Here is a 23825-nt window from a genome sequence, read left to right as displayed (position 1 = left end):
CGAAGGCCGGGCACGCGTCTGCGTGCCCGGCCTTTCGTATACGGCGGGCCGCTCCGAAGCGCGTGTCGGATTGGCCAGACTTGTCCGGATAGCGGGTAGCCTCCCTCCTGCGCCGTGCTCGCCCTGTGGAGGCAACCGTGAGTCGTTCCTGGATCGCCGTACTGTCCGCGGCCGTGCTCGGGGTCAGCGTGCCGCTGCCCGCGGCGGCGGCCGGTCGGGCGGGGCTGACCCTCGGGCTGCCCGCGACGATCACCGCCACCGAGCTCGGTGGGGGCGACAGCGTGGTGCGGGTGGAGAACACCACGGGCCACGACCTGAGCCGCGTCATGCTGCGGCTGCGCCTCACCGGGGCCGCCGCGAGCCGCGTCGAGCTGGCCTCGGCCGACTGGTGCGACCACACCAGGACCACCGCCACCTGCAAGGTCGACCGGCTCTCCCCCGGTGACGGCATCGCCATCCGGCTCGACCTGCGCGCCCGCAAGAACGCCGCGCACGGCGCCGCGGGCGGGGTCGCGGTGAGCGCCGCGGCGGCCGGGACCGCGGCGGTGTCCGGCACGTTCCCGGTGACGGTGGCGTCGCCGCCGTACACCGACGTCTCGGCGACGGCCGAGCAGAGCGCGGTCTACCTGCACACCGGCGACACCGCCGCGCTCGGGGTGGTCTACCGCAACTCCGGCCCGGTGCCCGCCCGGCTGCGGGTGGCCGACCCCGCCGCGACCGGCTTCGACGACGTGACCTGGACCGACTGCCCCGACGACGACGGCGACGCCTGCCTGGTCGAGCTGCCGGCGGGCGCCTCCCGCCGGCTCGGCCTCACCATGCGGCTGACCGGCCCGCAGCCGGCCGAGCCGCACGTGGCGATGACGGTCGAGGGGGCGTACGACCGGATCGTCACCGACAACCTGGCCACCTACCCGGTGTGCGTGTACGACACCGGGCGCTGCACCCGCAACGTGCCCGGCACCCACTCCGACGTCTTCGCGGCCCCGTCCGCGCGGGCCGCGGCCGTCGAGCCCGTCGGCGTCGCGGCCGACGGCTCGCTCGGCGAGGACCGTGCCGTGGCGCTGACCGCGCCCGAGCACGAGCCGGTGGCGGTGGCGCAGGAGGCGGCGCAGGAGCCGCCGTACGACTTCTTCGACGAGGTCACCGGCATCCTGGTGTACTCGCTGCTGGCCCTGTTCATCATCGGCGCCAGCATCGCCCTGGCGCTGCGCAAGCGCGCCGCCGACCAGCCCTGACCGCCGAGGTCAGCCCTCGGGGCGGTGCAGCAGGCCGACGGCGAGGCGGTGCAGCGACTGCGCCTGCTCGGGGGCGGTGACCGGCACGGTCGCGCCGGTCACCGTGTACCACTCCTCGGCGCCCAGGTACTGCACCCGGAGCCGGGCGGTGCCGTCGCCGCCCAGCTCCGTGGCGAGCGTCAGCTCACCGGTGACCACGCCCACCTCGTCGGTCATGACTCCGCCAGGACCCGCGACGATGTTCGTGATCAGCTCACTCATGAGCCGCACCGGTGATCCTGATTCGCTCGCTGCGCTCACTCATACACAGGTCCCCAGCATGTCGGTCAGGGCGGTCTTCTCGGCCTTGGTCACGGTGAGCTTCCAGTAGCTCTTCACCGTGATCCAGTGTTGCGCATAGGTGCACCAATAGTCGCGATTCGGCGGCTTCCACTGGGACGGGTCCTGGTCGCCCTTGGACCGGTTGCTGCTGGCCGACACCGCGAACAGCTGCGGCCGCTCCAGGTCGTTCGCGAAGTCCGAGCGCTTGTCGTTGTCCCACGCGTCCGCACCGGACCGCCAGGCGTTGGCCAGCGGCACCATGTGGTCGATGTCGACCTTCAGCGGGTCGGTGGTCTTCGCGCCGTCGTAGACGCTGCTCCACTCGCCGCCGGTGACGTTGCAGCCGCTCAGCTTGATGTTCTTGCCGTCGCGGGCCAGCACGGTGTCGCGGACGTCGCAGTTGGAGCCGGCCTTGTTCCAGTGCGGGAACTTCTCCCGCGTGTAGCCGGTCATCGGCCGCGACTCGGCGACCTTCAGGGTGTTCAGCGAGGCCAGCGCGTTGTTGCCGGCGTTGGGGTCGACGTTGCCGCCGCCGGGCTGGGCGCCCGAGCCGCCCGGGGCGGCCGGATCGGCACCGCATGCGGCGGCCACGGCGGCCGCCACCAGGAACAGGATGATCCTCGTACGTCTGGGGGGTTTGGGGGTTCGCACCCGCTCACCTTACGAGCAGCTTTCACACTCGGCCGGTATCGCGTTCCGCGGCGCGGCGTCGGACTCCCGACGAGAATGGGGCGAGTGGACGGAGCGCTGCGGATGCGCAGCGCCGCGGGCCGGGGCACGCTGGCCGCCGCGGTGCTGGCCTCCGGCATGGTCTTCCTCGACTCCACCGTGGTCAACGTCGCGCTGCCGACGCTCGGCCGGGAGCTGAACGCCAGCCTGGCGCAGCTGCAGTGGGTGATCAACGGGTACACCCTCACCCTGGCCGCCTTCGTGCTGCTCGGCGGCGCGCTGGGCGACCACTTCGGCCGGCGGCGGGTCTTCCTCACCGGCGTCGTCTGGTTCACCGTGGCGTCGCTGGTGTGCGGCCTGGCCCCGAACGTCGAGACGCTGATCGCGGCGCGGGTGGTGCAGGGGGTGGGCGGTGCGCTGCTCACACCGGGCTCGCTGGCGCTGCTGCAGGCGTCGTTCCGGGAGGAGGACCGGGCACCCGCCATCGGCGCCTGGTCGGGCCTGGCGGGCACGACGACGGCGCTGGGCCCGTTCGTCGGCGGGGTGCTCATCGACCAGGTGTCCTGGCGCTGGATCTTCCTGATAAACCTGCCGCTCGCGGCGCTGATCGTGTGGCTGAGCCTGGTGTACGTGCCGGAGAGCCGCGACGTCCAGGTGGACCGCCGGTTCGACGTGGCCGGGGCGCTGCTCGGGGCGGCGGCGCTGGCCGGGGTCACCTACGCGCTCATCGCCTGGCCGGAGCACGGGTTCGGCTCGGTGCCGGTGCTGGCCGGGTTCGCCGTCGGGCTGGCGTCGGCGATCGGGTTCCTGCGCGTGGAGCGGGCGCGCGGGGCCGCCGCGATGATGCCGCTGGACCTGTTCCGCTCCCGGGTCTTCTCGGTGCTGAACCTCTACACCGTGTTCACCTACGGTGCCTTCGGCGGCTTCTTCTTCCTGCTGGTCATCTACCTGCAGGAGGCGATGGGGTACTCGGCGCTGCAGGCGGGCCTGGCCACCCTGCCCATGACGCTGCTGATGCTGGCCGGCTCGGAGCTGTCCGGCAAGCTGGCCATGAAGCTGGGGCCGCGACCGCAGCTCACGGCGGGCCCGCTGTGCTGCGCCGCCGGGGTGCTGCTGATCGGCATGGCCGATCCGGGCGAGAGTTACGTGACCGCGCTGCTGCCCGGGGTGCTGCTGTTCGGGCTCGGGCTGACCGTGTTCGTCGCGCCGCTGACCGCGACGGTGCTGGCCGCGGTGGACGTGCGCTTCGCCGGGGTGGCCAGCGGCGTCAACAACACGGCCGCGCGGGCCGGCTCGCTGCTCGCGGTCGCGGCGCTGCCCCTGGTCGTCGGGCTGTCCGGCGAGGAGTACGAGCAGCCCGGCCCGCTCGGCGCGGCGTTCCGCGCGGCGGGCCTGTGGTGCGCCGGAGTGCTGCTGGTGTCCGCGGTGCTGGCGGTGTTCTCCTGCGGCGGGGTGCGGCTGGGCCGCCGGGAGCGGGCCCCCGAGCAGCAGGAAGGGCACCTCCCGCGCGTGCTGCAGCGCGGCAGGTGCCCCTGACGGTGCCTACTGCCGGTTGACGGCGCTGGCGACGGCCTTCAGCGAGGCGGTCACGATGTTGGCGTCGACGCCGACACCCCAGCGGACGTCCCCGTCCACCTCGCACTCGACGTACGCGGCGGCCTGCGCGTCGCCACCGGAGGTCAGCGCGTGCTCGGCGTAGTCCAGCACCCGTACGCTCACGCCCTGGTCGGCCAGCGCGTGCACGAACGCGTCGATCGGGCCGTTGCCCACCCCGGTCAGGCGACACGCGCCGCCGTCGAGATCGGCCTCCGCGGACATCTCCACCTTGCCGTCGACCGTGGCCACCGAGTAGGACCGCACCGCCAGGCGACGGTCGGACAGGTACTCGTCGGCGAAGATCGCGTACATCTCGGCCGGGGTGACCTCGCCGCCCGCGTCGTCGGTGCGGCGCTGCACCACGCCGGAGAACTCGATCTGCAGCCGGCGCGGCAGGTCCAGCTGATGCTCGGACTTCATGATGTACGCGACGCCGCCCTTGCCGGACTGCGAGTTGACCCGGATCACGGCCTCGTACGAGCGGCCCAGGTCGCGCGGGTCGATGGGCAGGTACGGCACGCCCCACTCGAACGCGTCGACCGGCACGCCGGCCTGGTCGGCCTTGCGGGCGTGCGCCTCCAGGCCCTTCTTGATCGCGTCCTGGTGCGAGCCGGAGAACGCGGTGTAGACCAGGTCGCCCGCGTACGGGTGGCGCTCGTGCACCGGCAGCTGGTTGCAGTACTCCACGGCGCGCTTGACGTCGTCGATGCCGGAGAAGTCGATCTGCGGGTCGATGCCCTGGCTGAACAGGTTCAGGCCCAGCGTGACCAGGTCGACGTTGCCGGTGCGCTCGCCGTTGCCGAACAGGCAGCCCTCGATCCGGTCCGCGCCGGCCAGCAGGCCCAGCTCGGCGGCGGCCACGCCGGTGCCGCGGTCGTTGTGCGGGTGCAGGCTCAGGATGATCGAGTCACGCCGCGGCAGGCGGCGGTGCATCCACTCGATCGAGTCGGCGTACACGTTCGGGGTGGCCATCTCGACGGTGGCCGGCAGGTTGATGATCAGCGGGCGCTCGGGCGTCGGGTCGATCACGTCGATCACCGCCGAGCACACCTCCAGCGCGTACTCCAGCTCGGTGCCGGTGTAGGACTCGGGGGAGTACTCGTACCGGATCTCGGTGTCGGGGGTGATCATCTCGGCATACTTCTGGCACAGCCGCGCGCCGTCCGTCGCGATCGCGGTGATGCCGTCCTTGTCCAGGCCGAACACCACCTCGCGCTGCAGCGTCGAGGTCGAGTTGTAGAAGTGGACGATGGCCCGCTTCGCGCCGCGCAGGCTCTCGAAGGTGCGCTCGATCAGGTGCTCCCGGCACTGGACCAGCACCTGGATGGTCACGTCGTCCGGGATCAGCCGCTCGGAGATGAGCTGCCGTACGAAGGTGAAGTCGGTCTCGCTCGCGGCGGGGAACCCCACCTCGATCTCCTTGTAGCCCATGCGGACCAGCAGCTCGAACATGCGGCGCTTGCGGTCGGGCGACATCGGGTCGATCAGGGCCTGGTTCCCGTCGCGCAGGTCCACCGCGCACCATTGCGGGGCGGCCTCGACGCGGCGGGTGGGCCAGGTGCGGTCGGCGACCTCGACCTGGAACTGTTCGTGATACCCGCGATAGCGCTGGTACGGCATCTTGCTGGGGCGCTGAGCAGCAGCAGACATGGCTTCCATGCTCCTTGACGTCAGGTGGTTCGCGCGTGGTCCGACAGCGGAATGTGCCCAAGGCGACATCGGCCGTCTTCGAGATTTCGTTGACCCGGCAACAGTCGGCGCGGGCAACCGGAAACGCGGATGGGACCAGCGGGCGAGCACACGTCGCTACTCCGCGACGAGGTGCCGGTCGGTCAGACCTCGTCGCGGCGGCGAAGGAGCAGGCTCGCGCACCACATGATGTCGGCCACTCTACGCCCGTCGGGCACCCATGCGAGCCGATGTCCGCTTCGTGGGACGGCGTGTCCCGTCAGGCAGGCACCTGAACCGGCACGCTGCGCATTTCCGGCCGGGCGTGGGCGGCCCGGTGCATCGCCGGACCGATCAGCAGCGCCGCGCCGACGAACATGGCGGAGACCGCGAGCCATCCCCAGCCGCCCGAGGTCACCGCGAGCGCGATCAGCGCCGCCGGGGCGATCATCGACTGGGCCGAGCCGCCCATCCGGAAGGCGCCCTGGTACTCCCCTCGCCGGTCGGGCGGGGCCAGCTCGGCCACGACCGTCCACGCGCCGGCCGACTGCCACATCTCGGCCAGGGTCAGCAGCACCGTCGCCACCAGCAGCAGGGTCATGGTGACGGTGCCCGCGGTCACCCCGGCGAGCAGGTACACCGGGCAGCCGAGCGCCGCGACCAGCCCGGCCCGGCGCATCGCCGCGGCGGCGCCGCCCAGCGTGTGCGCGCTCCTGGTCAGCGCCACCTGCATCGTGGTCGCCATCAGCGTGTTGGTCACCGTCATGACGCCCAGCCACCACTTCGGCGCGTCGGTGTGGGTCAGCAGCCACAGCGGCGCGACCTCCATGAACACGGTCATGTAGCAGGTGAGCACGGCGCACACCGCGGTCACCGCGAGGAACGGGCGGTCCCGGAACACCTCGCGGCGGCGCCCGGCACCGGCCCGCGCGGCGGCCCGCGCCACCGCGGGCAGGCGGCTGCTCAGCCAGGCGTTCAGCAGCAGGATCACGCTGTTGACCAGCACCAGCGCGTAGTAGGCGGGGCGGGTGTCGATGGCCAGGGCCAGCGCCGCGAGCCCGGCCCCGACCGACCAGCCGACGTTGAGGTACGACCGCGAGAACGCCTGGGTGCGCACCCTGGTCTCCGGCTCCAGCGCCTCGATGAGGTACACGTTGCGCCCCGCCTGCCCGATGGTGGAGGCGATCTCGACGCAGGCGATGACGAGCAGGAAGCTCCAGAAGCCGCGCGCGAACGGCCAGGCGGCGAAGAGCAGCCCCTGCAGCACCGCGCCCACCACCCACATCCGCTGCGCCCCGAACCGGTCCGCCAGCGAGCTCATCGGCACCGCGGTGACCAGCGCGATGGCGGCGGCCAGGGAGAGCCCGATGCCGATCTCGTGCGGCCGCAGGCCGACCACCCGGGTGAAGAAGACCGCGCTCCCGGTGAGGAACGTGCCGTAGCCGGTGCCGGCGAAGACGCTCTGCACCGCGAGGCGGCGGGGGAGACCGGGCGGGGGGATCAGGTTGTCGCGTAAGCCCATGGCTGCGATTCCAGCGCGGGTACGCCGCCTTTCTCCATCCCTTTTCGGCGTGCCGTCGCTTTCCTTCACGTGATCTCCACGCGCGGCGCGGCAGGGGCAGCGGGCGCCGGAGAATGGTGGTATGGGCCGCGGCGGTGGCGTTTTGAATCACGTTGGCCTATTACATCGAGTTCGATCACGTGGGAGTCGATGTAATAGGCCAACGTCTATGCGGGAGTCCGTGATCGCGGTCCGGCGCGTGACAGCGGAGCGGGGTCGCCGCGGGGCTCAGGGCTTTGCCGACGGGGAGGCCGAGGTGCTGGCCGAGGGCTTGGGCGACGGCGGAGCGTTCAGCGGCAGCGGCTGGCCGGGGACGACCGGACCGGGCAGCTGCGCGGTCTGCGGGGCGACGCCCGGCGTGCCCTCCAGCAGCAGCGTGCCGAAGCCGACCCGGGCGGCGGTCAGCGTGCCGTCGGTCTCGTAGCAGTAGATGCCCGCGTCGAGCGGCAGGTTGAGGCTGGCCGCGGAGGACTCCACCGAGTAGCACTTGCCGCGGGCGCCCGGCAGCGGCGGCACCTCCGCCACGGCCAGCGCCAGCCGCCGGTCGGTGAGCAGGTTCTGCCAGTCGGTGAACAGGTGCTGCACCTTCACGTCGGCCTTGGCGGGCAGGCCGCCGGCCACCTTCACGCAGCCGGAGTAGGGATGGTTGCCCGCCGCCAGGGCGCACTGGTGCAGCGCTCCGCCAGCGAAGACCAGGGCGAGGTCGACCGCGCCGCTGTGCGCGCCGCCCGGCACGTCGATGCGCCAGGTGCCGTCGAGCGCGCGGGTCAGCGTGATCCGGCGGTCCGGCCGCTTCGGGCTCTTGAACGTGTAGAGGGCCACCTGGCGCAGGTCCTTGGCGGCGGCCGCGCGGGCCGCGAGCTGCGCCCGCGGCTCGGTGGGGCCGGGCGGGGCGGTGAGGGCCGCGGGCGAGGGCGGCGTGGCCTGGGGCGTCGCCCCCCCGCAGGCGGACAGCGCCCAGCAGGCGGCGATCAGACAGGAGACGGTGAGGACAGCCCGGCGCACGCGCCCATTCTCGACCCCGCGGGCCCGATACCGCGGCTGACGCGCCCCGGGTTACGCAAGATCGCAGGATACGCAGGCAACTCACAGTGTGTGGCGCGTGTCACACACGTGAAATTCCTACGGCGCCGATGGGAGTCGCGCGGGCGACTGCACGGCAGCGGAAGGCGTACGGAAAAGGATCTCGAAAATCCCCGGGCACTTCGCCCGACTGCTGGGATCGACCCGCGATCGGGCCCCTGGCCCGCCGCTAAGCTGACTGCGTCCTTACCTACCCGAGGTTGAGAGGAGCCGGCAACCGTGGCACTCGTGGTGCAGAAGTACGGCGGCTCATCGGTCGCCAACGCCGAGCGGATCAAGCGGGTCGCCGAACGCATCGTCGCGACGCGCAAGGCCGGCAACGACGTCTGCGTGGTCGTCTCGGCGATGGGCGACACCACGGACGAGCTGATCGACCTGGCCCACCAGGTCAGCCCGCTCCCGCCGGGGCGCGAGTTCGACATGCTGCTCACCGCCGGTGAGCGCATCTCGATGGCGCTGCTGGCCATGGCCATCCACAACCTCGGGTACGAAGCACGCTCGTACACCGGCTCGCAGGCCGGCGTGATCACCACGTCGGTGCACGGCAGGGCGCGCATCATCGACGTCACCCCGGGCCGCCTGCGCGGCGCGCTCGACGAGGGCGCGATCGTGATCGTGGCCGGCTTCCAGGGCGTCGCCCAGGACACCAAGGACATCACCACGCTGGGCCGCGGCGGCTCGGACACCACCGCCGTGGCGCTGGCCGCGGCGCTCAAGGCCGACGTCTGCGAGATCTACACCGACGTCGACGGCGTGTTCAGCGCCGACCCGCGGATCGTGCCCAACGCCCGGCAGGTTGAGCAGATCACGTACGAGGAGATGCTCGAGCTGGCCGCGTCCGGCGCCAAGATCCTGCATCTGCGCAGCGTGGAGTACGCCCGCCGGTTCGGGCTGCCGATCCACGTCCGCTCGTCGTACTCGAACAAGACCGGCACCCTGGTGACTGGATCAATGGAGGACCTTCCCGTGGAGCAAGCTCTCATCACCGGCGTCGCGCACGACCGCAGCGAAGCCAAGATCACGATCGTCTCGGTGCCGGACGAGCCGGGCGAGGCCGCCTCGATCTTCCGCGCGCTGGCCGATGCCGAGATCAACATCGACATGATCGTGCAGAACGTCTCCACCGAGGCCTCCGGCCGCACCGACATCTCGTTCACCCTGCCCAAGGTCGACGGCCCCACCGGCATGACCGCGCTGCAGAAGGTGCAGGAGCGGGTCGGTTTCAAGGGCCTGCTCTACGACGACCACATCGGCAAGATCTCCCTGGTGGGCGCGGGCATGCGCTCCAACCCCGGCGTCACCGCCACCTTCTGTGAGGCGCTCGCCCGCGCCGGCGTCAACATCGAGATCATCTCCACCTCGGAGATCCGCATCTCGGTGGTCTGCCGCGACACCGACCTCGACTCGGCCGTGCGCGCCGTGCACGACGCGTTCGAGCTCGCCGGCGAGGAAGAGGCCGTGGTGTACGGCGGGACCGGCCGATAACCCATGAGCGAGCGTAGCGAGCGAATCATGGAGCTCAGCAGAGCTCATGCCGTCGACGAGCGCAGCGAGGAGCAGGCATGAGCAACGCCAACCTGCCCACCCTCGCCGTCGTCGGTGCCACCGGCGCGGTCGGCACGGTGATGCTCGACATCCTCAGCCACCGCCGCAACGTGTGGGGCGACATCCGGCTCATCGCGTCCCCGCGCTCGGCCGGCCGCCGCCTGCTCGTGCGCGGCGAGGAGGTCGAGGTCGTCGCGCTCACCGAGCAGGCGTTCGACGGCGTCGACGTCGCCATGTTCGACGTCCCCGACGAGGTCTCCGCCTACTGGGCGCCCATCGCGGCGGCCCGCGGCGCGATCGCCGTCGACAACTCCGGCGCGTTCCGGATGGACCCCGACGTCCCCCTGGTCGTCCCCGAGATCAACCCCGCGCAGGTGCGCAACCGGCCCAAGGGCATCATCGCCAACGCCAACTGCACCACCCTGGCGATGATCGTGGCGATCGCGCCGCTGCACAACGCGTACGGCCTCAAGGAGCTGGTGCTCGCGTCGTACCAGGCGGTCTCCGGCGCCGGGCAGGTCGGCGTGGACACGCTGCACGACCAGATCGCCAAGATCGCAGGGGACCGGGTGCTCGGCACCCGCCCCGGCAACGTCCGGCACGCCGTCGGCGACGACCTGGGCCCGTTCGCCGCACCCGTGGCGCTGAACGTGGTCCCGTTCGCCGGCTCGCTCAGGGACGGCGGCTGGTCGAGCGAAGAGCTCAAGATGCGCAACGAGACCCGCAAGATCCTGGGCCTGCCCGATCTCAAGGTCAGCGCGACGTGCGTACGCGTGCCCGTGGTCACCGGCCACTCGGTCGCCGTGCACGCCGTCTTCGGCTCCGAGGTCGACGCGCTGGGCGCCCGCGAGGTGCTCCAGGGCGCGCCCGGCGTGATCGTGGTCGACGACCCGGCCGCCGGGGAGTTCCCGATGCCGATCGACGCGGTGGGCACCGACCCCTCCTGGGTGGGCCGCATCCGCCGCGCCGTCGACGACCCCCGCGCCCTCGACTTCTTCGTGACAGGCGACAACCTCCGCAAGGGCGCCGCCCTCAACACCGCCCAGATCGCCGAACTCCTGGCCGCCGAACTCTCCCGCTGACCCCACGTGAAGGAAGGGCACCTTCTTAACGCTATGCGTTGTAGAAGGTGCCCTTCTTAACTCCGGGGTGGGGGATGATCGCGAGTTCGGGTCGAGATGTGAGGCCTCACTGCAGATTTCGACCTGGACCGACGATCTCCGCCTGGTGGCGCCGGGCGTGCGCGGCGGGTGGGTCAGGCGGTGGGGGAGGGTGCGGCCGGATCGGGGGCCAGGCGGACGCCGTTGCGGCCCGCCCGCTTCACGAAGTAGAGGGCCTGGTCGGCGCGGTAGAGGGCGGCCTCGGGGGACTCGTCCTCGCCCTGGATGGCGACGCCCACGCTGATCGTGCGGCCGGTGGCGCGGGCGGCTGTGACCAGGCGCTCGGCGACCCGCACCGCCTCGGCGGCGCTCGGCACGTCGACCACCGCCACGAACTCGTCGCCGCCCACCCGGAACAGCTCGTCGCCCAGCCGCAGCGCCTGCTGGAGCGCGCCGGACATCTGCACCAGCACCCGGTCGCCCGCGGCGTGGCCCAGCGTGTCGTTCACCGTCTTGAACTGGTCGATGTCGATTGCGAGCAGTGCCGTGCGGCCCGGTGTGGCGGTCGCGAGCCGGTCGCCGAACGGCCCGCCGTGGCGCAGCCCGGTGAGCGGGTCGGAGTTGGCCTGCAGGTGCAGCCGGCGCAGCGTGGTCAGCTTCTCCAGGCACGTGCCGGCCTGTGCGGCGAGCAGTTCCAGCAGGTTGACCAGGGCGCTGTCCGGCACGATCGCGGTCTCGTCGAGCACGACCAGCGCGCCTACCGACGAGGAGATCGTCGGGGTGCCCGCGCCCAGCGGCACGGCGATCATGGTGCGTACGCCCGCGGCGGTGAGCGCCTCGAACCCGCGCGCGTCGAGCACCGCCGGGTCGCCCAGCGTGTACGACGCACCGTACCGGCAGGCCTCGTCGAGCAGGGCGGACAGCCGGTCGGGCTCGATCTGGCCGAGCCGGGCGACCAGGGGCCGGTCACGGGGCTCGGGTGAGCTGGCGGCGATGACGACGCGCAGCTCGTCCTCGTCCGGCACCAGATCCGGGGCGGGTCGCAGCAGCACGGCCGCGGCGAGCCCGGTCACCTCACGGGCGGCGCGGCAGGCCCGGATGAGCACCTCGGCGTCGGTCTCGGCACTGGTCAGCGCGAGGGCGTGGCGCAGCAGTTGCTCGCTGCGGGTCTCCGCGGGCGGCCCGCCGAGCTCGCTCAGCCGCGCCCCGAGCAGCCGCCCGGCCTCGGTGAGGGTCTCCTCCCAGCCGTCCAGTGGCTGCGCCTCGGCCCACTCGGCGTTGATCACCCCGACCGGGTGGCCGGTGCGGTCGATGATCGGCGTGCAGATCTCGGAGGTGATCGGCGGGCCGAGCCGGATGTAGTCGGGGTCGTTGGCGACGTCGAGGATGGTGACGGGCTTGCCGCTGGCGTACACCCGGCCGACGACACCGTGCCCGAGCGGGACGGCGGAGAACACCTGCCACGCGCCGCTGGCCGAAACGCATCGGAGCTGGTCCTTCACGTGCAGCAGCGCCTCGATCAGGGCGGGCGTGTGCCGGCTCAGCACGGAGACCGTGGCGTTGCACGCCTCTACCGCGCTGCGCGAGGTACGCAGTGCTGCGTGGACATCATCAACGATGCGGGGAAGGGGCACGGGGCAGATTTCGCTCTTTGCTCAGAGGGGTGGAGCTTACGGCTGGCAAGCTTACTCACCGTAGGCGCGTTCAGCGGTAATTATGAGAACCGTTCGCACAGCGTGACCATCGGTTGAGTGGATATCCGTTGCCGGGCACCCGAACCACCCTTCCGTGATCCCGCCCTCCCCGTCCCATCCCTCGGGAGTCGGCGCGGTGATCACGGTGCCGGGGTGGGGACACGCCGCCGACCACGTCCGTAGGTTCATGATCAACACGGCGCGGCCGGTGGGGGATACACCGAAGGCCGGGTCAGATTGCTCTGACCCGGCCTTCCTCGGTCGGGGTAGCCGGATTTGAACCGACGGCCTCTTCGTCCCGAACGATTAAAAATCTGCCCCGCGACCTGCGATGATGCGACGAAAGACTGCCCTGCCTGGCGATTTACGTCTACCTTCGTCTACCCTCATCCACTGCCGTCTCAAGATCGTGACATACGGGTGACACACATGATCACCGGCCGAGACGCGCCGCGACCATGGCCGCGCGCGCCCGGTCGAACCGCCCGTCGCGCGCGTGCAAATACCGCTGCACCGACTCGAGATCCTCGTGCCCCATCAGCGCCATGATCTCGTGCAGCGGCACGCCCGCCTCGGCCAGACGCGTGCCGTAGGTGTGCCTCAGGTCATGCGGCGTCGGCTGCGGATTGCGGAGGATCGGCTCGTCGACCACCCACCGCGGCCGCCATGCCCGCTTCTTGCCGGCGGCGAACTGCGCCCGCTTCCACTCGTCGATCTCGTCGGCCGTCATGTCGCGTTCGCGGGTCAGGCACTTCAGCCACACCCGGTCGCGCCAGTGGTCGTATAGCAGCGGCCCGCCGCGCTCGGCGAGGAACATCGCGCCGCCGTCGACTTCCTTCATGCGGATCTCGATCCGTGGCCACAGGATGTCGTCGTAGGGCACGTCCCGGATGCCGGCGCGGGTCTTCGGGTGCGGCTTGATCGTGCCGTCCTTCTGTATCACCTGCAGCACGTGCGCGAGCTTGCGGCGCGGGTGGATGTGCTGGCCCAGCAGCGCCGCGCCTTCCTCGTACCGGAACCCGCCGTAGAGCAGGCTCTCGAGGAACAGCTTGGCGTACGGCCGCCCGGGGAAGCGCCGCTCGGCGTTCTCGAGCAGCAACTCGGCCTCGTCGTCGTCGAGGACCCGGTCGAGGTGCGCAACACGGCTAGGACCCTTCACCAGCGCGCCGACGTTGTACTTGATCAGGCGGGCGTCGACCGCCGACTGCAGGATCGCGCGCAGCACGCCGAGCGCCGCCTGGATCGACGCCGGGCCCACGGGCACCGGCTCGCGCTTCGACAGCGCGTGCCACCACACGTCGATGTCCGGCTTGTAGATGCCGCCGATCTGCGCCCGGCCCCACTTCGGCTTGACGTACGTCCGGTAGTGCGATGCGTCGCGCGCCGCCGAGGCCTTCTCGAGCGGGCGCTTACTGGTCCACCGCTCCCAGACCTCATGCACCGTGATCTTTCCGCCGCGAGGGTCGATCCAGTCGCCGCGGCTGATGTCGACCTTCATCGCGCGGCCCCAAGCGATTGCCTGGCTCTCAAGCCGGAAGGTCTCCGTGGGGCGCTCGCCGTTGGGCAAGCGGACGGTGTTGGCCCACAGGCCGCTGGGCAGTTGGCGGATGTAGCCGTCTCGGTTCCTGCCCATCAGGCGGCCCCTGTATGCCGGCCAAGGTCCCGTTCCACGTCTTCGAGCCAGCGCTTCTGCTGCAGTTCGACGTTCTCGCGGTGCCGGGCGAGCATCAGTTGCTTGGTCGCGTCGTCCACGTCGTACGCCATGATCTTGCGGACGACGGGGTCGGACATGTCAGGGGCGGCCGCTTCCAGCAGCGACCCCGCAGCTCGGAGCGCGTTGGCCGGGTCGTCGCCGATGGCCGTCGCGATCTTCGTCGCCGACTCGATGGTGACCTGCGTGCCGTCGTCGGCCATCCAGCGGTAGAGCGACGAGCGGCTGACCTTCGCCGACTGTGCCAAGCGTAGGACGTTCATGCCCGGTCGAGAGGCGGCCCACCGAACGTACTTAGACCACGTTGACCCGTCCTCGGGACGGCCCGCTGTCGCACCCATGGGACCAATGTAACCAGCCCGCAAGCTGGGCGGATACCCCGGCGGGTGCCCCGTCGACGGGGCATGCCTGATGCGCTTCCGGCGCGCTACGGCGCGTGCGTTGCGGGGGCTGTCAGCCACGGATTCGCGTTGCATGCGTGGGACAGTAGCGCATAGACGCACATCCACGCCCGTCCTCCGAACGGCTGATTTTGTCCCGGGCGCGGTTCACTCCTTGTGTCCCGCGCCCGGGACATCTAGTGTCTCCCTCGTGATAGTGACCCGCACACGGGACAGTGATTCCCGCACCCGTGACACCGTGCGGCACCTGTTCAACAGGCCGCTCTGGGACGAGCTGATGAAGGCCAAGGGCATCACCGGCCTCCGCGAGCAGGCTCGCCAGGCTGAGGTTCCGCCGAGCACGCTGTCCCGTCTGCTCGAGGGCGAAACCGAGGCACAGCTCGGCACCGCCATCAGCCTTGCCAAGTTCGCCGGCGTCGCGGTCGAGCTGCTGTTCCCCGCCACCTCGCAGAGCAAGTCGGCCTGACATGGCCGCCCTCGTCACCGTCGAGCACTTCGCCAAGATGATCGACGTCAGCCGCGCCAGCGCCTACAAGCTCGTCACCGCCGGGCTGGTGCACGTGACCGACATCAGCCTCCCCGGTGCCAAGCGCGCACGACTGCGCGTCCCGGTCACCGAGGCCGACCGCATCGCCAAGGAGCGCGGCCTGCGCAGCCCGGTCCGGGGACGCTCATGAGCGGCCAGGCCACCGGCCCCCGGCCCCCGGCCGGCCCGCAGACCCCGCCTCCGCCGCCCGGCCCGAAGGCGCTCGCCGTCTACCGGTTCCCGGCCACGGGTGCCACCGTGCGCACGGTCGTGATCGACGGCGAACCGTGGTTCGTCGCCGCCGACGTGTGCGCCGTGCTCGAGCTGGGCAACCCGCGGTCGTCCGTGGCGCTGCTCGACTCCGACGAGAGGGGCGTCCACACCATGGACACCCCCGGCGGGCCGCAGCCGCTCGGCGTCGTCTCCGAGTCCGGCCTCTACTCGCTGATCCTCCGCAGCCGCAAGCCGGAGGCGCGGCCCTTCAAGCGCTGGGTCACCAGCGAGGTGCTGCCCGCGATCCGCCGGACCGGCCGGTACGAGCTGGCGCCTGCCCTGCCGCAGACGTACGTCGCGGCACTGCGGGAGCTGGCCGACACGGTCGAGCAGCGCGACGCCGCCCAGGCTGCGCTCGCGGTGGCCGCGCCGAAGGCCGAGGCGTACGACACCTACCAGTCCGCCGACGGCACGCACTCCTTCGGCGAGGTCGCCAAGATGCTGCACGCCGAGACCGGCCTGGGCCGAAACCTGCTGATGCGCCGGCTGCGCGAGCTGCGGGTGCTGATGGCCGACAACGTGCCGTACCAGCGCTACGCCGAGCACTTCCACGTGGTGGCGCAGTCGTACGAGCACTCCGACGGCGAGCGGGAGGCCACGCACACCACGCGCGTTCGCCCGTCCGGCGTCGAACTCATCCGCCGCAGGCTCGCGCGCTCGGCCGTGCCTGCCCTTCCCGAGGAGTGACATGCACACCCTGGCCAACCCGTACGGCGGCCCCGGCGACGACACGAACCCGCACCCGCAGCCGTCGTCGCCGTCGGCCCCGCCGCCGCTGCGCTGACCGGCCGCCCCTGACCGGGCCCGCCCGGTGGACGTCACTCCCGCCGACGTCCTCCCCGACCGGGCGGGCCCACCCCGGACAGCAGAAAAGCCCCGGACGCACCACCGCCCAGGGCCTTCCCGAAGTACCAGCGGATCACGAGAGATGAGGACTCCCGATGACCACCGACCTGGATGTTACCGCACTGTTCCGCCCGCTCTCGCCCTACCGGATGGGCCTGCGCACCGCGCGGCTGATCCGCAAGGGCCTGCCCCAGCCCGCCCGGATCATCCGCCGCTCGGCCGCCGAGATCGCGGCGAACCTGACCGCCAAGGGCATCGACCCCACCGGCCTCACCATCTCCCCGCACCTGTGGATGCGCGTGAAGAACCCCGCCGACCTGGCCGCATGGGCGATGGCCCTCGACCTGGCGGTGACCTGCGACGTGCTCGACGGCGTCGGGACGTTCCTGCGGATGCACCACGCCCACGGCATGTACGAGGGATGGACGGTCGACGTCCGCGTCAACGAAATCGTGCAGCCGCCTCGGCTGGGACTGCACGCGCCCCGCGGCCGCCAGGCCGCCCGCTTCGCCCTGGTCGGGAGGCTCGTGTGAACACCACCCACGACCCGCTCGTGCCCGTGCCGCTGGGCACAGGCCGGATCCTCGCCGTCGAGGTGAGCCCCGGCCCGGCGCCCGTGGCCGCGGGCACCGGGATGCCGGCCCGGCCGATCCGGATGGTGTCCGCGCTCAACCCGGGCTGGCTGCTGCAGACCCGCCGCATCATCGCGGGCGGCCCCGAGGTGCTCACCCGCTCGGTCGGTTACGACGACCTCGACCAGGCCCGCGCCGACTTCGCCGCGATCGTCGCCACGTCCGGCGCCCGGTACGCGACCGGCCGCAACCGGCTGGTCATCGTCCCGGTCCAGGCCACGCCCGGGGGTGCCCGGTGACGACCACCGCGACCGCGCCGGAGATCACCACCGCGCACCTGCTCGGCGGCGAGGAGATCGCCTACGGCGGCGAGCTGTACCGCGTGGCCGAGGGCGCGCTGCCCGTGGCCGTGCTCGGCGGCGACGTCGTCATCGCCAACCCCGCCGACGGCCGGGGCGGATGGTCCACCACCCGCGTGGCCCTCTACTTCGCCAACGGCGGCCCCGTCGACCTGCTCGCCCACGGAGGTGCGGAGTGACCACAGAGCTGTTCAACCTCATCGAGGTGGCGTACGCGGCGCTGCTCGCCGCGCTCGCCTCCGGCGCCGGCGTCTACCTGGCGACGGCGGCGATCCGCAGCGACGCCGCAGCCGACCGGATCACCGCCGCCGATGATCTCGCCACCAGCCGCGCGGAGCGGATCCGCGCGGAGGCGGCCCGGTCGTCGGCGTGGCTGGCCCCGGCGTACCGGGACGACACGCAGACGTTCGCGGCCATCATCGACAAGCCGGAGCACACGCCCACCTGCCCGGACCTCTACTACTGCCCGACCTCCGGCGAGGTCGAGTCGGGCTGCCACGGTGGGTTCGACACCTGCTGCGCCGCGCCCCAGCTGCACCAGCCGGGCCCTGACGCGCCGGTCGAGCAGACCACCCCCGTCGTCGACGACCTGCCGCCGGTGACCGCCGCCGACCTCGCGCCCATCGGCCCCGACCGGATGCCTGCCGTCCCGTGGTGGCTGTGGCTGACCCTGCCCGCGTTCGCGGTGCTGGCGCTGCTGCTGATGGTCGTCGTCGGCCTGGTCGAGCTGGGCGCGGTGTGCCGCGAGCGGCTCGCCGAGCGCCGCGACCGGCGTACCGCGGACGCGGTCGAGATGACCCTGGCGTGCCCGGCCCCGGCCGGCCAGTACGTTCCGCGTCACCGGGCGGCGTGATGCGGACCTTCATCAGCGCCAACATCACCGCCGCCACGGCGGCCGCGCTGGGTGCCCTCGCCGTCGCGGTGGGCGTCGCCGCGGTCGCGCACACCGCCGGTGCGCCCGTCGACCGCGACGCGGTCATCACCGGCGCGGGCGTCTGGTGCTTCGGCACCGGCGCGCTGGTCGTCGGCTGGATGATCCGCACCCAGGTCCGCGCCGCCCGGGCCGCCCGCGCGGCCGCCCGCGCCGCGGTCGCCGAGGCCACCGCGCAGGCCCGCGCCCAGCTCGACGCCGCGTGGGCGCCGCTGGCCGCGCAGCTCGAGCAGCACGCCCAGTGGCTCGCCGACAGCGACCAGATCACCGCGCAGTTCAACGCGCTCGACATCCGCACCGACCGGAGGAACTACCGGTGACGACCTTCGTCCGCCGTGCCCGCCGCTGGCTGGCCTGGATCCACTACACCGACCGCGTCCGCTACTGGCGCGCCCTGGCCCGCCGCAACCGCGACGCCGCCATCACCACCGGCGACCTGCACGCCATGCTCACCGCCGACGCCGAGGGCCTGCGCGAGCAGCTCGCCGCCGCACTCGCCGACTGCGCCCGCCTCGAGACCGAGCGCGACTCGGCCGTGTCCGGGCTCGGCGACGCCCACGCCCTCATCACCGCGCAGGAGCAGGTCATCAAAGGACTCGGCGACCAGCTCGCCAAGTCCGCCGTCCTGGCCGAGATGACCCCGGCCCGCCGCGCCAGCGTCCAGGCCGCACAGGAACAGCTGCTCGCCACCCTCGACCCCGCCCGCGCCGGGGGGCCGATGTGATCCCCGGCAGCCTCATCAAGCAGATCACCGCCGCGCAGATCCTGCGCACCAACCGCGACTTCCTCGACCGCTGGGCGAGCAAGGGCCTGCTCTACGTCGAGGGCGACCCCGGCTTCCGCCGCTACCGCTACGACGAGGTCGTCCGCCTGTCCACGACCGTCAACCCGGCCTGGGCCGGCACGTGCTCGCTGTGCGGCGCCGACGTGCGCGTCACCTACTCCCGCGGTGCGGTCCCGCACCTGCAGCTGCGGATCCGCCGCGCCGGCGACGCCGCCCAGCAGTACCAGTCCGACACCCCGTGCCCCGGCGCGGGCGACCTCGTCGAGGACTTCGTCAACGACGTCCGATCCAACCTGGGGGTGCAGTTCAGTGCTGACGTTCACTGACATCTTCTGCGGCGCGGGCGGGTCGTCCATCGGCCTGCACGCCGCCGGGCTCGAGCTCAAGCTCGCCGCGAACCACTGGGACCGGGCGATCGAGACCCACGCCGCGAACTTCCGCGACGCCGAGCACGTGTGCGCCGACGTCAACAACTACGACATGCGGCGGCTGCCCAGCACCGACATCCTGTGGGCGTCGCCGATCTGCACCGAGGTGTCCCCGGCCGGCGGCCGCCGCGCCAAGACCCGCCCCGCCCCCGGGCAGGGCGACCTGCTCGAGGCGTTCGGGCCGGTGTCGGCCGACGCGTTCACCCGCACCCGGGCGACGTTCTGGGACGTCATCCGCGCCACCGAGGTCCACCGCTACCAGGCCGTCCTGATCGAGAACGTGCCCGACGTCGACCGGTGGGAGCTGTTCGACCACTGGGTGTCGGGCATGGTCCTGCTCGGCTACAACGTCCAGTACGTCAGCGTGTCGTCGGCGCACATCGGCGGCGACGGCAACCCCTACGCCCCGCAGTGGCGCGACCGGCTCTACCTCGTGTTCACCCGCAAGGGCATCCCGCTGCCCGACGTCGAGCCCCGACCCCTGGCCTGGTGCCAGGCGTGCGGCGTCAACGTCGACTCCCGCCAGGCGTGGAAACAGCAGCACCTCGGCGCGACCGGCGCCCGCAAGGTCGGCAAGTACCGCCGCCAGTACGTCTACGTCTGCCCCGAGCGTGGCCACACCGTCGAGCCGTACGTGCTGCCCGCCGCCGCTGCGATCGACTGGACCGACCTCGGCACCCGCATCGGTGACCGCGCCACGCCCCTGGCCGCCAAGACCATGGCACGGATCGAGGCCGGGCTGCGGATGTTCGCCGACCACCGGACCCTGATCACCGTCAACCACGACGGCGACGGCCGCGCCCTGCCGCTCGACCGGGCGCCGCTGCCCACCCGCACCGTGAAGATCGGCGAAGGCGTCGCCACCCCGCCGATGCTCGTCCCCGCCGGTGGCACCTGGAACGACACCGCCGCCGGTGTCCTCGACGAGCCGATGCGTACCCGCACCGCCCGCGAAGCCGAGGCCATCGTCAGCCCCGAGCCGTTCATCGCCGCCGCGGCGGGCCACACCTACGAGCGGCCCGGCTCCGGGTACGTCCGCGCGTGGCCCGCCGGGTCCGCGCCGCTGAACACCCGCACCGGCACCGCCGCCGACGGCGTCGTCATCCCGCCCGTGTACGTCAAGCAGTACGGCGGCTACGCCGACCCCGCGAACATGACCAAGGACACCACCACCGAGCCGCTCGGCGCGATGACCACGTCGGACTCGCACTCGCTGGTCACGTCCGAGCCGTTCATCACGGTCCTGCGCAACCACGGCGACGCACACGGCATCGACGACCCGCTGCGCACCATGGCCGCCGGCGGCGGGCACCACGGCCTGGCCGTCCCCGGCTCGTTCCTGACGCTGTTCCGGTCGGGCCGGATCCGCAACACCAACCCGGGCACCGACCCGCTGGCGACCATCGTCACCAGCGGCAGCAACCACGCCCTCGTCATCCCGTACCGGCGCGCCAACCGGCCCACCACCACCGGCGAGCCGCTGCACACCATGTCCACCCGCGACTCCGGCGCGCTCGTGCAGCCCGCGATCGACGTGGACGACTGCTGGTTCCGGATGCTCAAGCCCCGCGAGCAGCTGCGCGCCCAGTGCTTCCCCGACACCTACACCGTGCTCGGCAACGTCGGCGAGCAGACCAAGCAGGCAGGCAACGCCGTGTCCGCGAACGTCGCCCAGTGGCTCGGCGGCCGCGTCGTCGCCGCCCTGGCCGCCACCTCGGCGGTGGCGTGATATGGCCCGCAGCCTCACCGGCCCCCGCGCGTACGCCCTCACCGAGAAGGGCTACCGCTACACCGACCTCATGCGCGCCGGCGTCATCGCCGTGCCGGGCCCGGAGGCACCCGACCGCGTCCCGGGCCGCAAGCCCGGTGCCGACCGGGCCCCCTGCCCGTGGTGCTCACAGGTCTACGTGCTGCTCGATGACGGTCGTCTGCCCTACCACTCCAAGCGCGGCAAGGACCACTGCCGCGGCTCCCGCAAGACCCCCGCACGCGCGGCCCGCGACGCCGCCGCCCACGACGCCGAGCAGCAGGTGAAGCCGTGACGAAGATGACCCTGGGCTACGCGTCGTTCCTGGCGCGCAAGGTCGCCGCTGGCCCGCGCCACGGCCACGCCTGCGACCCCGGCGACGTGCACCCGTCGCTGCACCCGTGGCAGGCCCGCATCGTCGCGTGGGCGGTCCGGGCCGGCCGGGCCGCGATCTGGGCCGACACCGGCCTCGGCAAGACCCGGATGCAGCTCGAATGGGCGCGGCTGTCCGCCGAGCGGACCCTGCTCGTCGCGCCGCTGGCCGTGTGCGCCCAGACCGTCGCCGAGGCGGCCCGGATCGGGATCACCGCCCGGTACGTGCGCGACGGCGCCCAGGTCGACGGGCCCGGTATCTGGGTGACGAACTACGAGATGACCGAACGGTTCGACGCCACCGCGTTCGGCGCGGTCGTGCTCGACGAGTCGTCGATCCTCAAGGACGTCACCAGCAAGATCCGCGACCGGCTCATCGCGCAGTTCGCCGACACCCCGCGCCGGCTCGCCTGCTCGGCGACCCCGGCACCGAACGACGTCGCGGAGCTGGCCAACCACGCCGAGTTCCTCGGCGCGGCCACCCGCCGGGAGATGCTGTCGACGTACTTCATCCACGACACCGACGGGTGGCGGGCCAAGGGCCACGCCCGCGAGCCGATGTTCCGGTGGATGGCGTCGTGGGCCGTGGCGCTGCGCCGACCGTCCGACATCGGCTACCCCGACGACGGCTACGCCCTGCCCGACCTGACCGTCACCCCGCACCTGATCGACGTCGACCTCCCGGTCCCGGAGGGGCAGCTGTTCGCCACCGACCTCGGTGGTGTCGGCGGCCGCGCGAAGGTACGCCGCGACACCCTCGCCGCGCGGACCGCCCGCGCGGCCCAGCTGGTGATGGACGAGCCCGCCGAGCCGTGGCTGCTGTGGTGCGGCCTCAACGACGAGGCTGACGCGCTGGCCCGGGCGCTGCCCGACGCGGTCAACGTCCACGGGTCGATGAAGCCCGAACGCAAGGCCGAGCTGCTGCTCGCGTTCGCGGCCGGCGACATCCGCCACCTGATCACCAAGCCGGGCATCGCCGCGTTCGGCCTGAACTGGCAGCACTGCGCCCGCATGGTCTTCGTCGGCCTGTCCGACTCCTACGAGGCCTACTACCAGGCCATCCGCCGCTGCTGGCGCTACGGCCAGACCCGGCCCGTGCAGGTCCACATCGTCCTGTCCTCCATCGAGGGCCAGATCGCCACCAACGTCACCCGCAAAGAGCGCGACGCCGCCCGGTTCACCGGCGAACTCGTCGCGCAGATGCGCACCGCCGACCACTGGAGCCAGCCGTGACCACCGAGACCTACGACGCGACCTACCTCACCGGCGAGGACTCCGGGCAGCGCTGGCGGCTGCTGCTCGGCGACTCGTGCGAGCGCCTGACCGAGCTCGACACCGACAGCGTGGACCTGTCGGTGTGCTCGCCGCCGTTCGCCCAGCTGTACAACTACTCGCCGTCCCCGCGCGACCTGTCCAACAGCCGCTCCCGCGGGGAGTTCTTCGAGCACTACCGGTACATCATCCGCGAGCAGCTGCGCGTCACCCGGCCCGGCCGGGTCGCCGCCATCCACGTCGCCGACATCACCATGCAGAAGGTCATGCACGGCACCATCGGCCTGACCGACTTCTCCGGCGAGGTAGTCCAGGCGTTCGTGGACGAGGGCTGGATCTTCGACGGCCGCGTCACCATCGACAAGGACCCGCAGGCCCAGGCCATCCGCACCAAGTCCCACAGTCTGCTGTTCGTCACAAAGGACCGGGACTCGACCATGCTCCGGCCGGCACTGCCGGATTACCTGCTCAAGTTCCGCAAGCCCGGCGACAACCCGATCCCGGTCAAGTCCGACGTGTCCAACGAGGAGTGGATCGCCTGGGCCCGGCCGGTGTGGCTCGGCATCCGCGAGACCAACACCCTCAACGTCCGGGCCGCGTCCGACGACGCCGACGAGCGCCACATCTGCCCGCTGCAGCTCGACTTCATCGCCCGGTGCATCCGACTGTGGTCCGCCCCCGGCGAGCTGGTGCTGTCCCCGTTCGCCGGTATCGGCTCCGAGGGCCACGTCGCGATCGAAACCGGCCGCCGCTTCCTCGGCATCGAGCTGAAGCCGTCGTACTGGCGCACCGCCACCGCGAACCTGCGCGCCGCCGAAGATGCCGCGCTGGCCCCGGACCTGCTGTCCGAACTGGCGGCTGCGTGATGGCCAGAAAGAAGGACACCCCGCCCCGCCCCCTGGGCGCTGGGGCCGCGGCCAACGCCATCGAGAACGGGTTCGCCATCGGGCGCGACGGGCGCATGTCCGTCCGGACCGAGATCGGCCCGTGCACCAGCTGCCACGAGGAGTGCGTCCGCTACGGGCCCGACGGCCACCCGCTGTGCGTCCCGTGCCGCCGCGCCGCCGGCAAGGCACCCGTCCTCACCATCGAGACCACCGGAGATGTCCTGTGACCGACACCCTGCCC

The 23825-nt window shown here is 72.0% G+C and carries 26 protein-coding genes and 1 pseudogene; 19 read left to right on the top strand and 8 right to left on the bottom strand.

What is annotated here, in order from left to right:
• Positions 1-137 precede the first annotated feature (137 nt).
• Positions 138-1238, top strand: coding sequence for a hypothetical protein (locus AB0J67_RS24130; RefSeq protein WP_363485694.1), 1101 nt, complete (start codon positions 138-140; stop codon positions 1236-1238).
• A gap of 9 nt (positions 1239-1247) precedes the next feature.
• On the opposite strand, the pseudogene AB0J67_RS24125 reads toward AB0J67_RS24130, so the two are convergent.
• Together AB0J67_RS24125 and AB0J67_RS24120 are read right to left on the bottom strand one after the other, a co-directional pair.
• A pseudogene (locus AB0J67_RS24125) lies at positions 1248-1481 on the bottom strand (hypothetical protein); the annotation flags it as partial.
• Positions 1482-1538: 57 nt separating this feature from the next.
• Entirely contained in the window at positions 1539-2210 is a 672-nt protein-coding gene (locus AB0J67_RS24120) for an HNH endonuclease family protein (RefSeq protein WP_363485693.1), read from the bottom strand.
• 102 nt (positions 2211-2312) lie between these two features.
• Between AB0J67_RS24120 and AB0J67_RS24115 the strand changes: the two genes are divergently transcribed.
• Positions 2313-3764, top strand: a complete 1452-nt coding sequence (locus tag AB0J67_RS24115; protein ID WP_363485700.1) for an MFS transporter — start codon at positions 2313-2315, stop codon at positions 3762-3764.
• 6 nt (positions 3765-3770) lie between these two features.
• Here AB0J67_RS24115 and leuA read toward each other — a convergent pair whose 3' ends face one another.
• The 3 genes from leuA to AB0J67_RS24100 form a co-directional block, all read right to left on the bottom strand.
• Positions 3771-5474 carry a 2-isopropylmalate synthase gene (gene leuA, locus AB0J67_RS24110; protein WP_363485692.1) on the bottom strand — a complete coding sequence of 568 codons (1704 nt, stop codon included), beginning with the start codon at positions 5472-5474 and terminating at the stop codon, positions 3771-3773.
• A 298-nt stretch (positions 5475-5772) separates the two neighbouring features.
• Positions 5773-7014, bottom strand: coding sequence for an MFS transporter (locus tag AB0J67_RS24105; protein WP_363485691.1), 1242 nt, complete (start codon positions 7012-7014; stop codon positions 5773-5775).
• A 267-nt stretch (positions 7015-7281) separates the two neighbouring features.
• Positions 7282-8058: a hypothetical protein gene (locus AB0J67_RS24100; protein ID WP_363485690.1), complete on the bottom strand. Its 777-nt coding sequence runs from the start codon at positions 8056-8058 to the stop codon at positions 7282-7284.
• Between the two features lie 297 nt (positions 8059-8355).
• On the opposite strand from AB0J67_RS24100, the gene AB0J67_RS24095 reads away from it, so the two are divergent.
• Both AB0J67_RS24095 and AB0J67_RS24090 read left to right on the top strand, forming a co-directional pair.
• Positions 8356-9621 carry an aspartate kinase gene (locus AB0J67_RS24095; RefSeq protein WP_363485689.1) on the top strand — a complete coding sequence of 422 codons (1266 nt, stop codon included), beginning with the start codon at positions 8356-8358 and terminating at the stop codon, positions 9619-9621.
• A 77-nt stretch (positions 9622-9698) separates the two neighbouring features.
• Positions 9699-10763 (top strand): aspartate-semialdehyde dehydrogenase, encoded by a 1065-nt coding sequence (locus AB0J67_RS24090; protein WP_363485688.1) that lies wholly within the window; start codon positions 9699-9701, stop codon positions 10761-10763.
• Positions 10764-10936: 173 nt separating this feature from the next.
• Here AB0J67_RS24090 and AB0J67_RS24085 read toward each other — a convergent pair whose 3' ends face one another.
• From AB0J67_RS24085 to AB0J67_RS24075, 3 genes are all read right to left on the bottom strand, one after another.
• Complete coding sequence (locus AB0J67_RS24085) at positions 10937-12415, bottom strand: diguanylate cyclase (RefSeq protein ID WP_363485687.1); 1479 nt, start codon at positions 12413-12415, stop codon at positions 10937-10939.
• A gap of 493 nt (positions 12416-12908) precedes the next feature.
• The gene (locus tag AB0J67_RS24080) at positions 12909-14108 is read right to left on the bottom strand and encodes a tyrosine-type recombinase/integrase (protein ID WP_363485686.1); all 1200 of its coding nucleotides are present in this window, start codon (positions 14106-14108) and stop codon (positions 12909-12911) included.
• Positions 14108-14434: a hypothetical protein gene (locus tag AB0J67_RS24075; protein WP_363485685.1), complete on the bottom strand. Its 327-nt coding sequence runs from the start codon at positions 14432-14434 to the stop codon at positions 14108-14110. The genes AB0J67_RS24080 and AB0J67_RS24075 overlap by 1 nt, the downstream gene beginning before the upstream one ends.
• 391 nt (positions 14435-14825) lie before the next feature.
• On the opposite strand from AB0J67_RS24075, the gene AB0J67_RS24070 reads away from it, so the two are divergent.
• The 15 genes from AB0J67_RS24070 (at position 14826) to AB0J67_RS24000 (ending at position 23811) form a co-directional block, all read left to right on the top strand.
• The gene (locus AB0J67_RS24070) at positions 14826-15053 is read left to right on the top strand and encodes a helix-turn-helix transcriptional regulator (RefSeq protein ID WP_363485684.1); all 228 of its coding nucleotides are present in this window, start codon (positions 14826-14828) and stop codon (positions 15051-15053) included.
• Between the two features lies 1 nt (position 15054).
• Positions 15055-15264, top strand: coding sequence for a hypothetical protein (locus AB0J67_RS24065; protein ID WP_363485683.1), 210 nt, complete (start codon positions 15055-15057; stop codon positions 15262-15264).
• On the top strand, positions 15261-16073 hold the full coding sequence (locus tag AB0J67_RS24060) for a BRO family protein (RefSeq protein ID WP_363485682.1): 813 nt from the start codon (positions 15261-15263) through the stop codon (positions 16071-16073). Before AB0J67_RS24065 ends, AB0J67_RS24060 begins: the two co-directional genes overlap by 4 nt.
• 254 nt (positions 16074-16327) lie before the next feature.
• Positions 16328-16765 (top strand): hypothetical protein, encoded by a 438-nt coding sequence (locus AB0J67_RS24055; protein WP_363485681.1) that lies wholly within the window; start codon positions 16328-16330, stop codon positions 16763-16765.
• Positions 16762-17103 carry a hypothetical protein gene (locus AB0J67_RS24050; protein ID WP_363485680.1) on the top strand — a complete coding sequence of 114 codons (342 nt, stop codon included), beginning with the start codon at positions 16762-16764 and terminating at the stop codon, positions 17101-17103. Before AB0J67_RS24055 ends, AB0J67_RS24050 begins: the two co-directional genes overlap by 4 nt.
• Positions 17100-17342 carry a hypothetical protein gene (locus AB0J67_RS24045; protein WP_363485679.1) on the top strand — a complete coding sequence of 81 codons (243 nt, stop codon included), beginning with the start codon at positions 17100-17102 and terminating at the stop codon, positions 17340-17342. The genes AB0J67_RS24050 and AB0J67_RS24045 overlap by 4 nt, the downstream gene beginning before the upstream one ends.
• The gene (locus AB0J67_RS24040; protein WP_363485678.1) at positions 17339-18016 is read left to right on the top strand and encodes a hypothetical protein; all 678 of its coding nucleotides are present in this window, start codon (positions 17339-17341) and stop codon (positions 18014-18016) included. The genes AB0J67_RS24045 and AB0J67_RS24040 overlap by 4 nt, the downstream gene beginning before the upstream one ends.
• Positions 18016-18414 carry a hypothetical protein gene (locus AB0J67_RS24035; RefSeq protein WP_363485677.1) on the top strand — a complete coding sequence of 133 codons (399 nt, stop codon included), beginning with the start codon at positions 18016-18018 and terminating at the stop codon, positions 18412-18414. Before AB0J67_RS24040 ends, AB0J67_RS24035 begins: the two co-directional genes overlap by 1 nt.
• Positions 18411-18818 (top strand): hypothetical protein, encoded by a 408-nt coding sequence (locus AB0J67_RS24030; protein WP_363485676.1) that lies wholly within the window; start codon positions 18411-18413, stop codon positions 18816-18818. Before AB0J67_RS24035 ends, AB0J67_RS24030 begins: the two co-directional genes overlap by 4 nt.
• Positions 18815-19204, top strand: a complete 390-nt coding sequence (locus AB0J67_RS24025) for a hypothetical protein (RefSeq protein ID WP_363485675.1) — start codon at positions 18815-18817, stop codon at positions 19202-19204. Before AB0J67_RS24030 ends, AB0J67_RS24025 begins: the two co-directional genes overlap by 4 nt.
• Positions 19188-21035, top strand: coding sequence for a DNA cytosine methyltransferase (locus tag AB0J67_RS24020; RefSeq protein ID WP_363485674.1), 1848 nt, complete (start codon positions 19188-19190; stop codon positions 21033-21035). The genes AB0J67_RS24025 and AB0J67_RS24020 overlap by 17 nt, the downstream gene beginning before the upstream one ends.
• A 1-nt stretch (position 21036) precedes the next feature.
• Positions 21037-21348: a hypothetical protein gene (locus tag AB0J67_RS24015; protein ID WP_363485673.1), complete on the top strand. Its 312-nt coding sequence runs from the start codon at positions 21037-21039 to the stop codon at positions 21346-21348.
• A gap of 5 nt (positions 21349-21353) precedes the next feature.
• Positions 21354-22658 carry a helicase-related protein gene (locus AB0J67_RS24010; RefSeq protein WP_363485698.1) on the top strand — a complete coding sequence of 435 codons (1305 nt, stop codon included), beginning with the start codon at positions 21354-21356 and terminating at the stop codon, positions 22656-22658.
• Complete coding sequence (locus tag AB0J67_RS24005; protein WP_363485672.1) at positions 22655-23563, top strand: site-specific DNA-methyltransferase; 909 nt, start codon at positions 22655-22657, stop codon at positions 23561-23563. Before AB0J67_RS24010 ends, AB0J67_RS24005 begins: the two co-directional genes overlap by 4 nt.
• Positions 23563-23811 (top strand): hypothetical protein, encoded by a 249-nt coding sequence (locus AB0J67_RS24000; RefSeq protein ID WP_363485671.1) that lies wholly within the window; start codon positions 23563-23565, stop codon positions 23809-23811. Before AB0J67_RS24005 ends, AB0J67_RS24000 begins: the two co-directional genes overlap by 1 nt.
• The last annotated feature ends 14 nt before the right edge of the window (positions 23812-23825 follow it).

The organism is Catellatospora sp. NPDC049609 (assembly GCF_040675365.1).
GTDB lineage: Bacteria > Actinomycetota > Actinomycetes > Mycobacteriales > Micromonosporaceae > Catellatospora.
The sequence above is the reverse complement of the archived record's forward strand: the minus strand, read 5'-3'. Positions and strand labels throughout refer to the sequence as shown.

Excerpts from the sequence above, each read along its gene's own strand:
- AB0J67_RS24010 (WP_363485698.1), top strand. The coding sequence starts at position 21,354 with ATGACCCTGGGCTACGCGTCGTTCCTGGCGCGCAAGGTCGCCGCTGGC.
- AB0J67_RS24035 (WP_363485677.1), top strand. The coding sequence starts at position 18,016 with ATGCGGACCTTCATCAGCGCCAACATCACCGCCGCCACGGCGGCCGCG.
- AB0J67_RS24055 (WP_363485681.1), top strand. The coding sequence starts at position 16,328 with ATGACCACCGACCTGGATGTTACCGCACTGTTCCGCCCGCTCTCGCCC.
- leuA (WP_363485692.1), bottom strand. The coding sequence starts at position 5,474 with ATGTCTGCTGCTGCTCAGCGCCCCAGCAAGATGCCGTACCAGCGCTAT.
- AB0J67_RS24065 (WP_363485683.1), top strand. The coding sequence starts at position 15,055 with ATGGCCGCCCTCGTCACCGTCGAGCACTTCGCCAAGATGATCGACGTC.
- AB0J67_RS24060 (WP_363485682.1), top strand. The coding sequence starts at position 15,261 with ATGAGCGGCCAGGCCACCGGCCCCCGGCCCCCGGCCGGCCCGCAGACC.
- AB0J67_RS24115 (WP_363485700.1), top strand. The coding sequence starts at position 2,313 with ATGCGCAGCGCCGCGGGCCGGGGCACGCTGGCCGCCGCGGTGCTGGCC.
- AB0J67_RS24015 (WP_363485673.1), top strand. The coding sequence starts at position 21,037 with ATGGCCCGCAGCCTCACCGGCCCCCGCGCGTACGCCCTCACCGAGAAG.
- AB0J67_RS24080 (WP_363485686.1), bottom strand. The coding sequence starts at position 14,108 with ATGGGCAGGAACCGAGACGGCTACATCCGCCAACTGCCCAGCGGCCTG.
- AB0J67_RS24000 (WP_363485671.1), top strand. The coding sequence starts at position 23,563 with ATGGCCAGAAAGAAGGACACCCCGCCCCGCCCCCTGGGCGCTGGGGCC.
- AB0J67_RS24090 (WP_363485688.1), top strand. The coding sequence starts at position 9,699 with ATGAGCAACGCCAACCTGCCCACCCTCGCCGTCGTCGGTGCCACCGGC.
- AB0J67_RS24105 (WP_363485691.1), bottom strand. The coding sequence starts at position 7,014 with ATGGGCTTACGCGACAACCTGATCCCCCCGCCCGGTCTCCCCCGCCGC.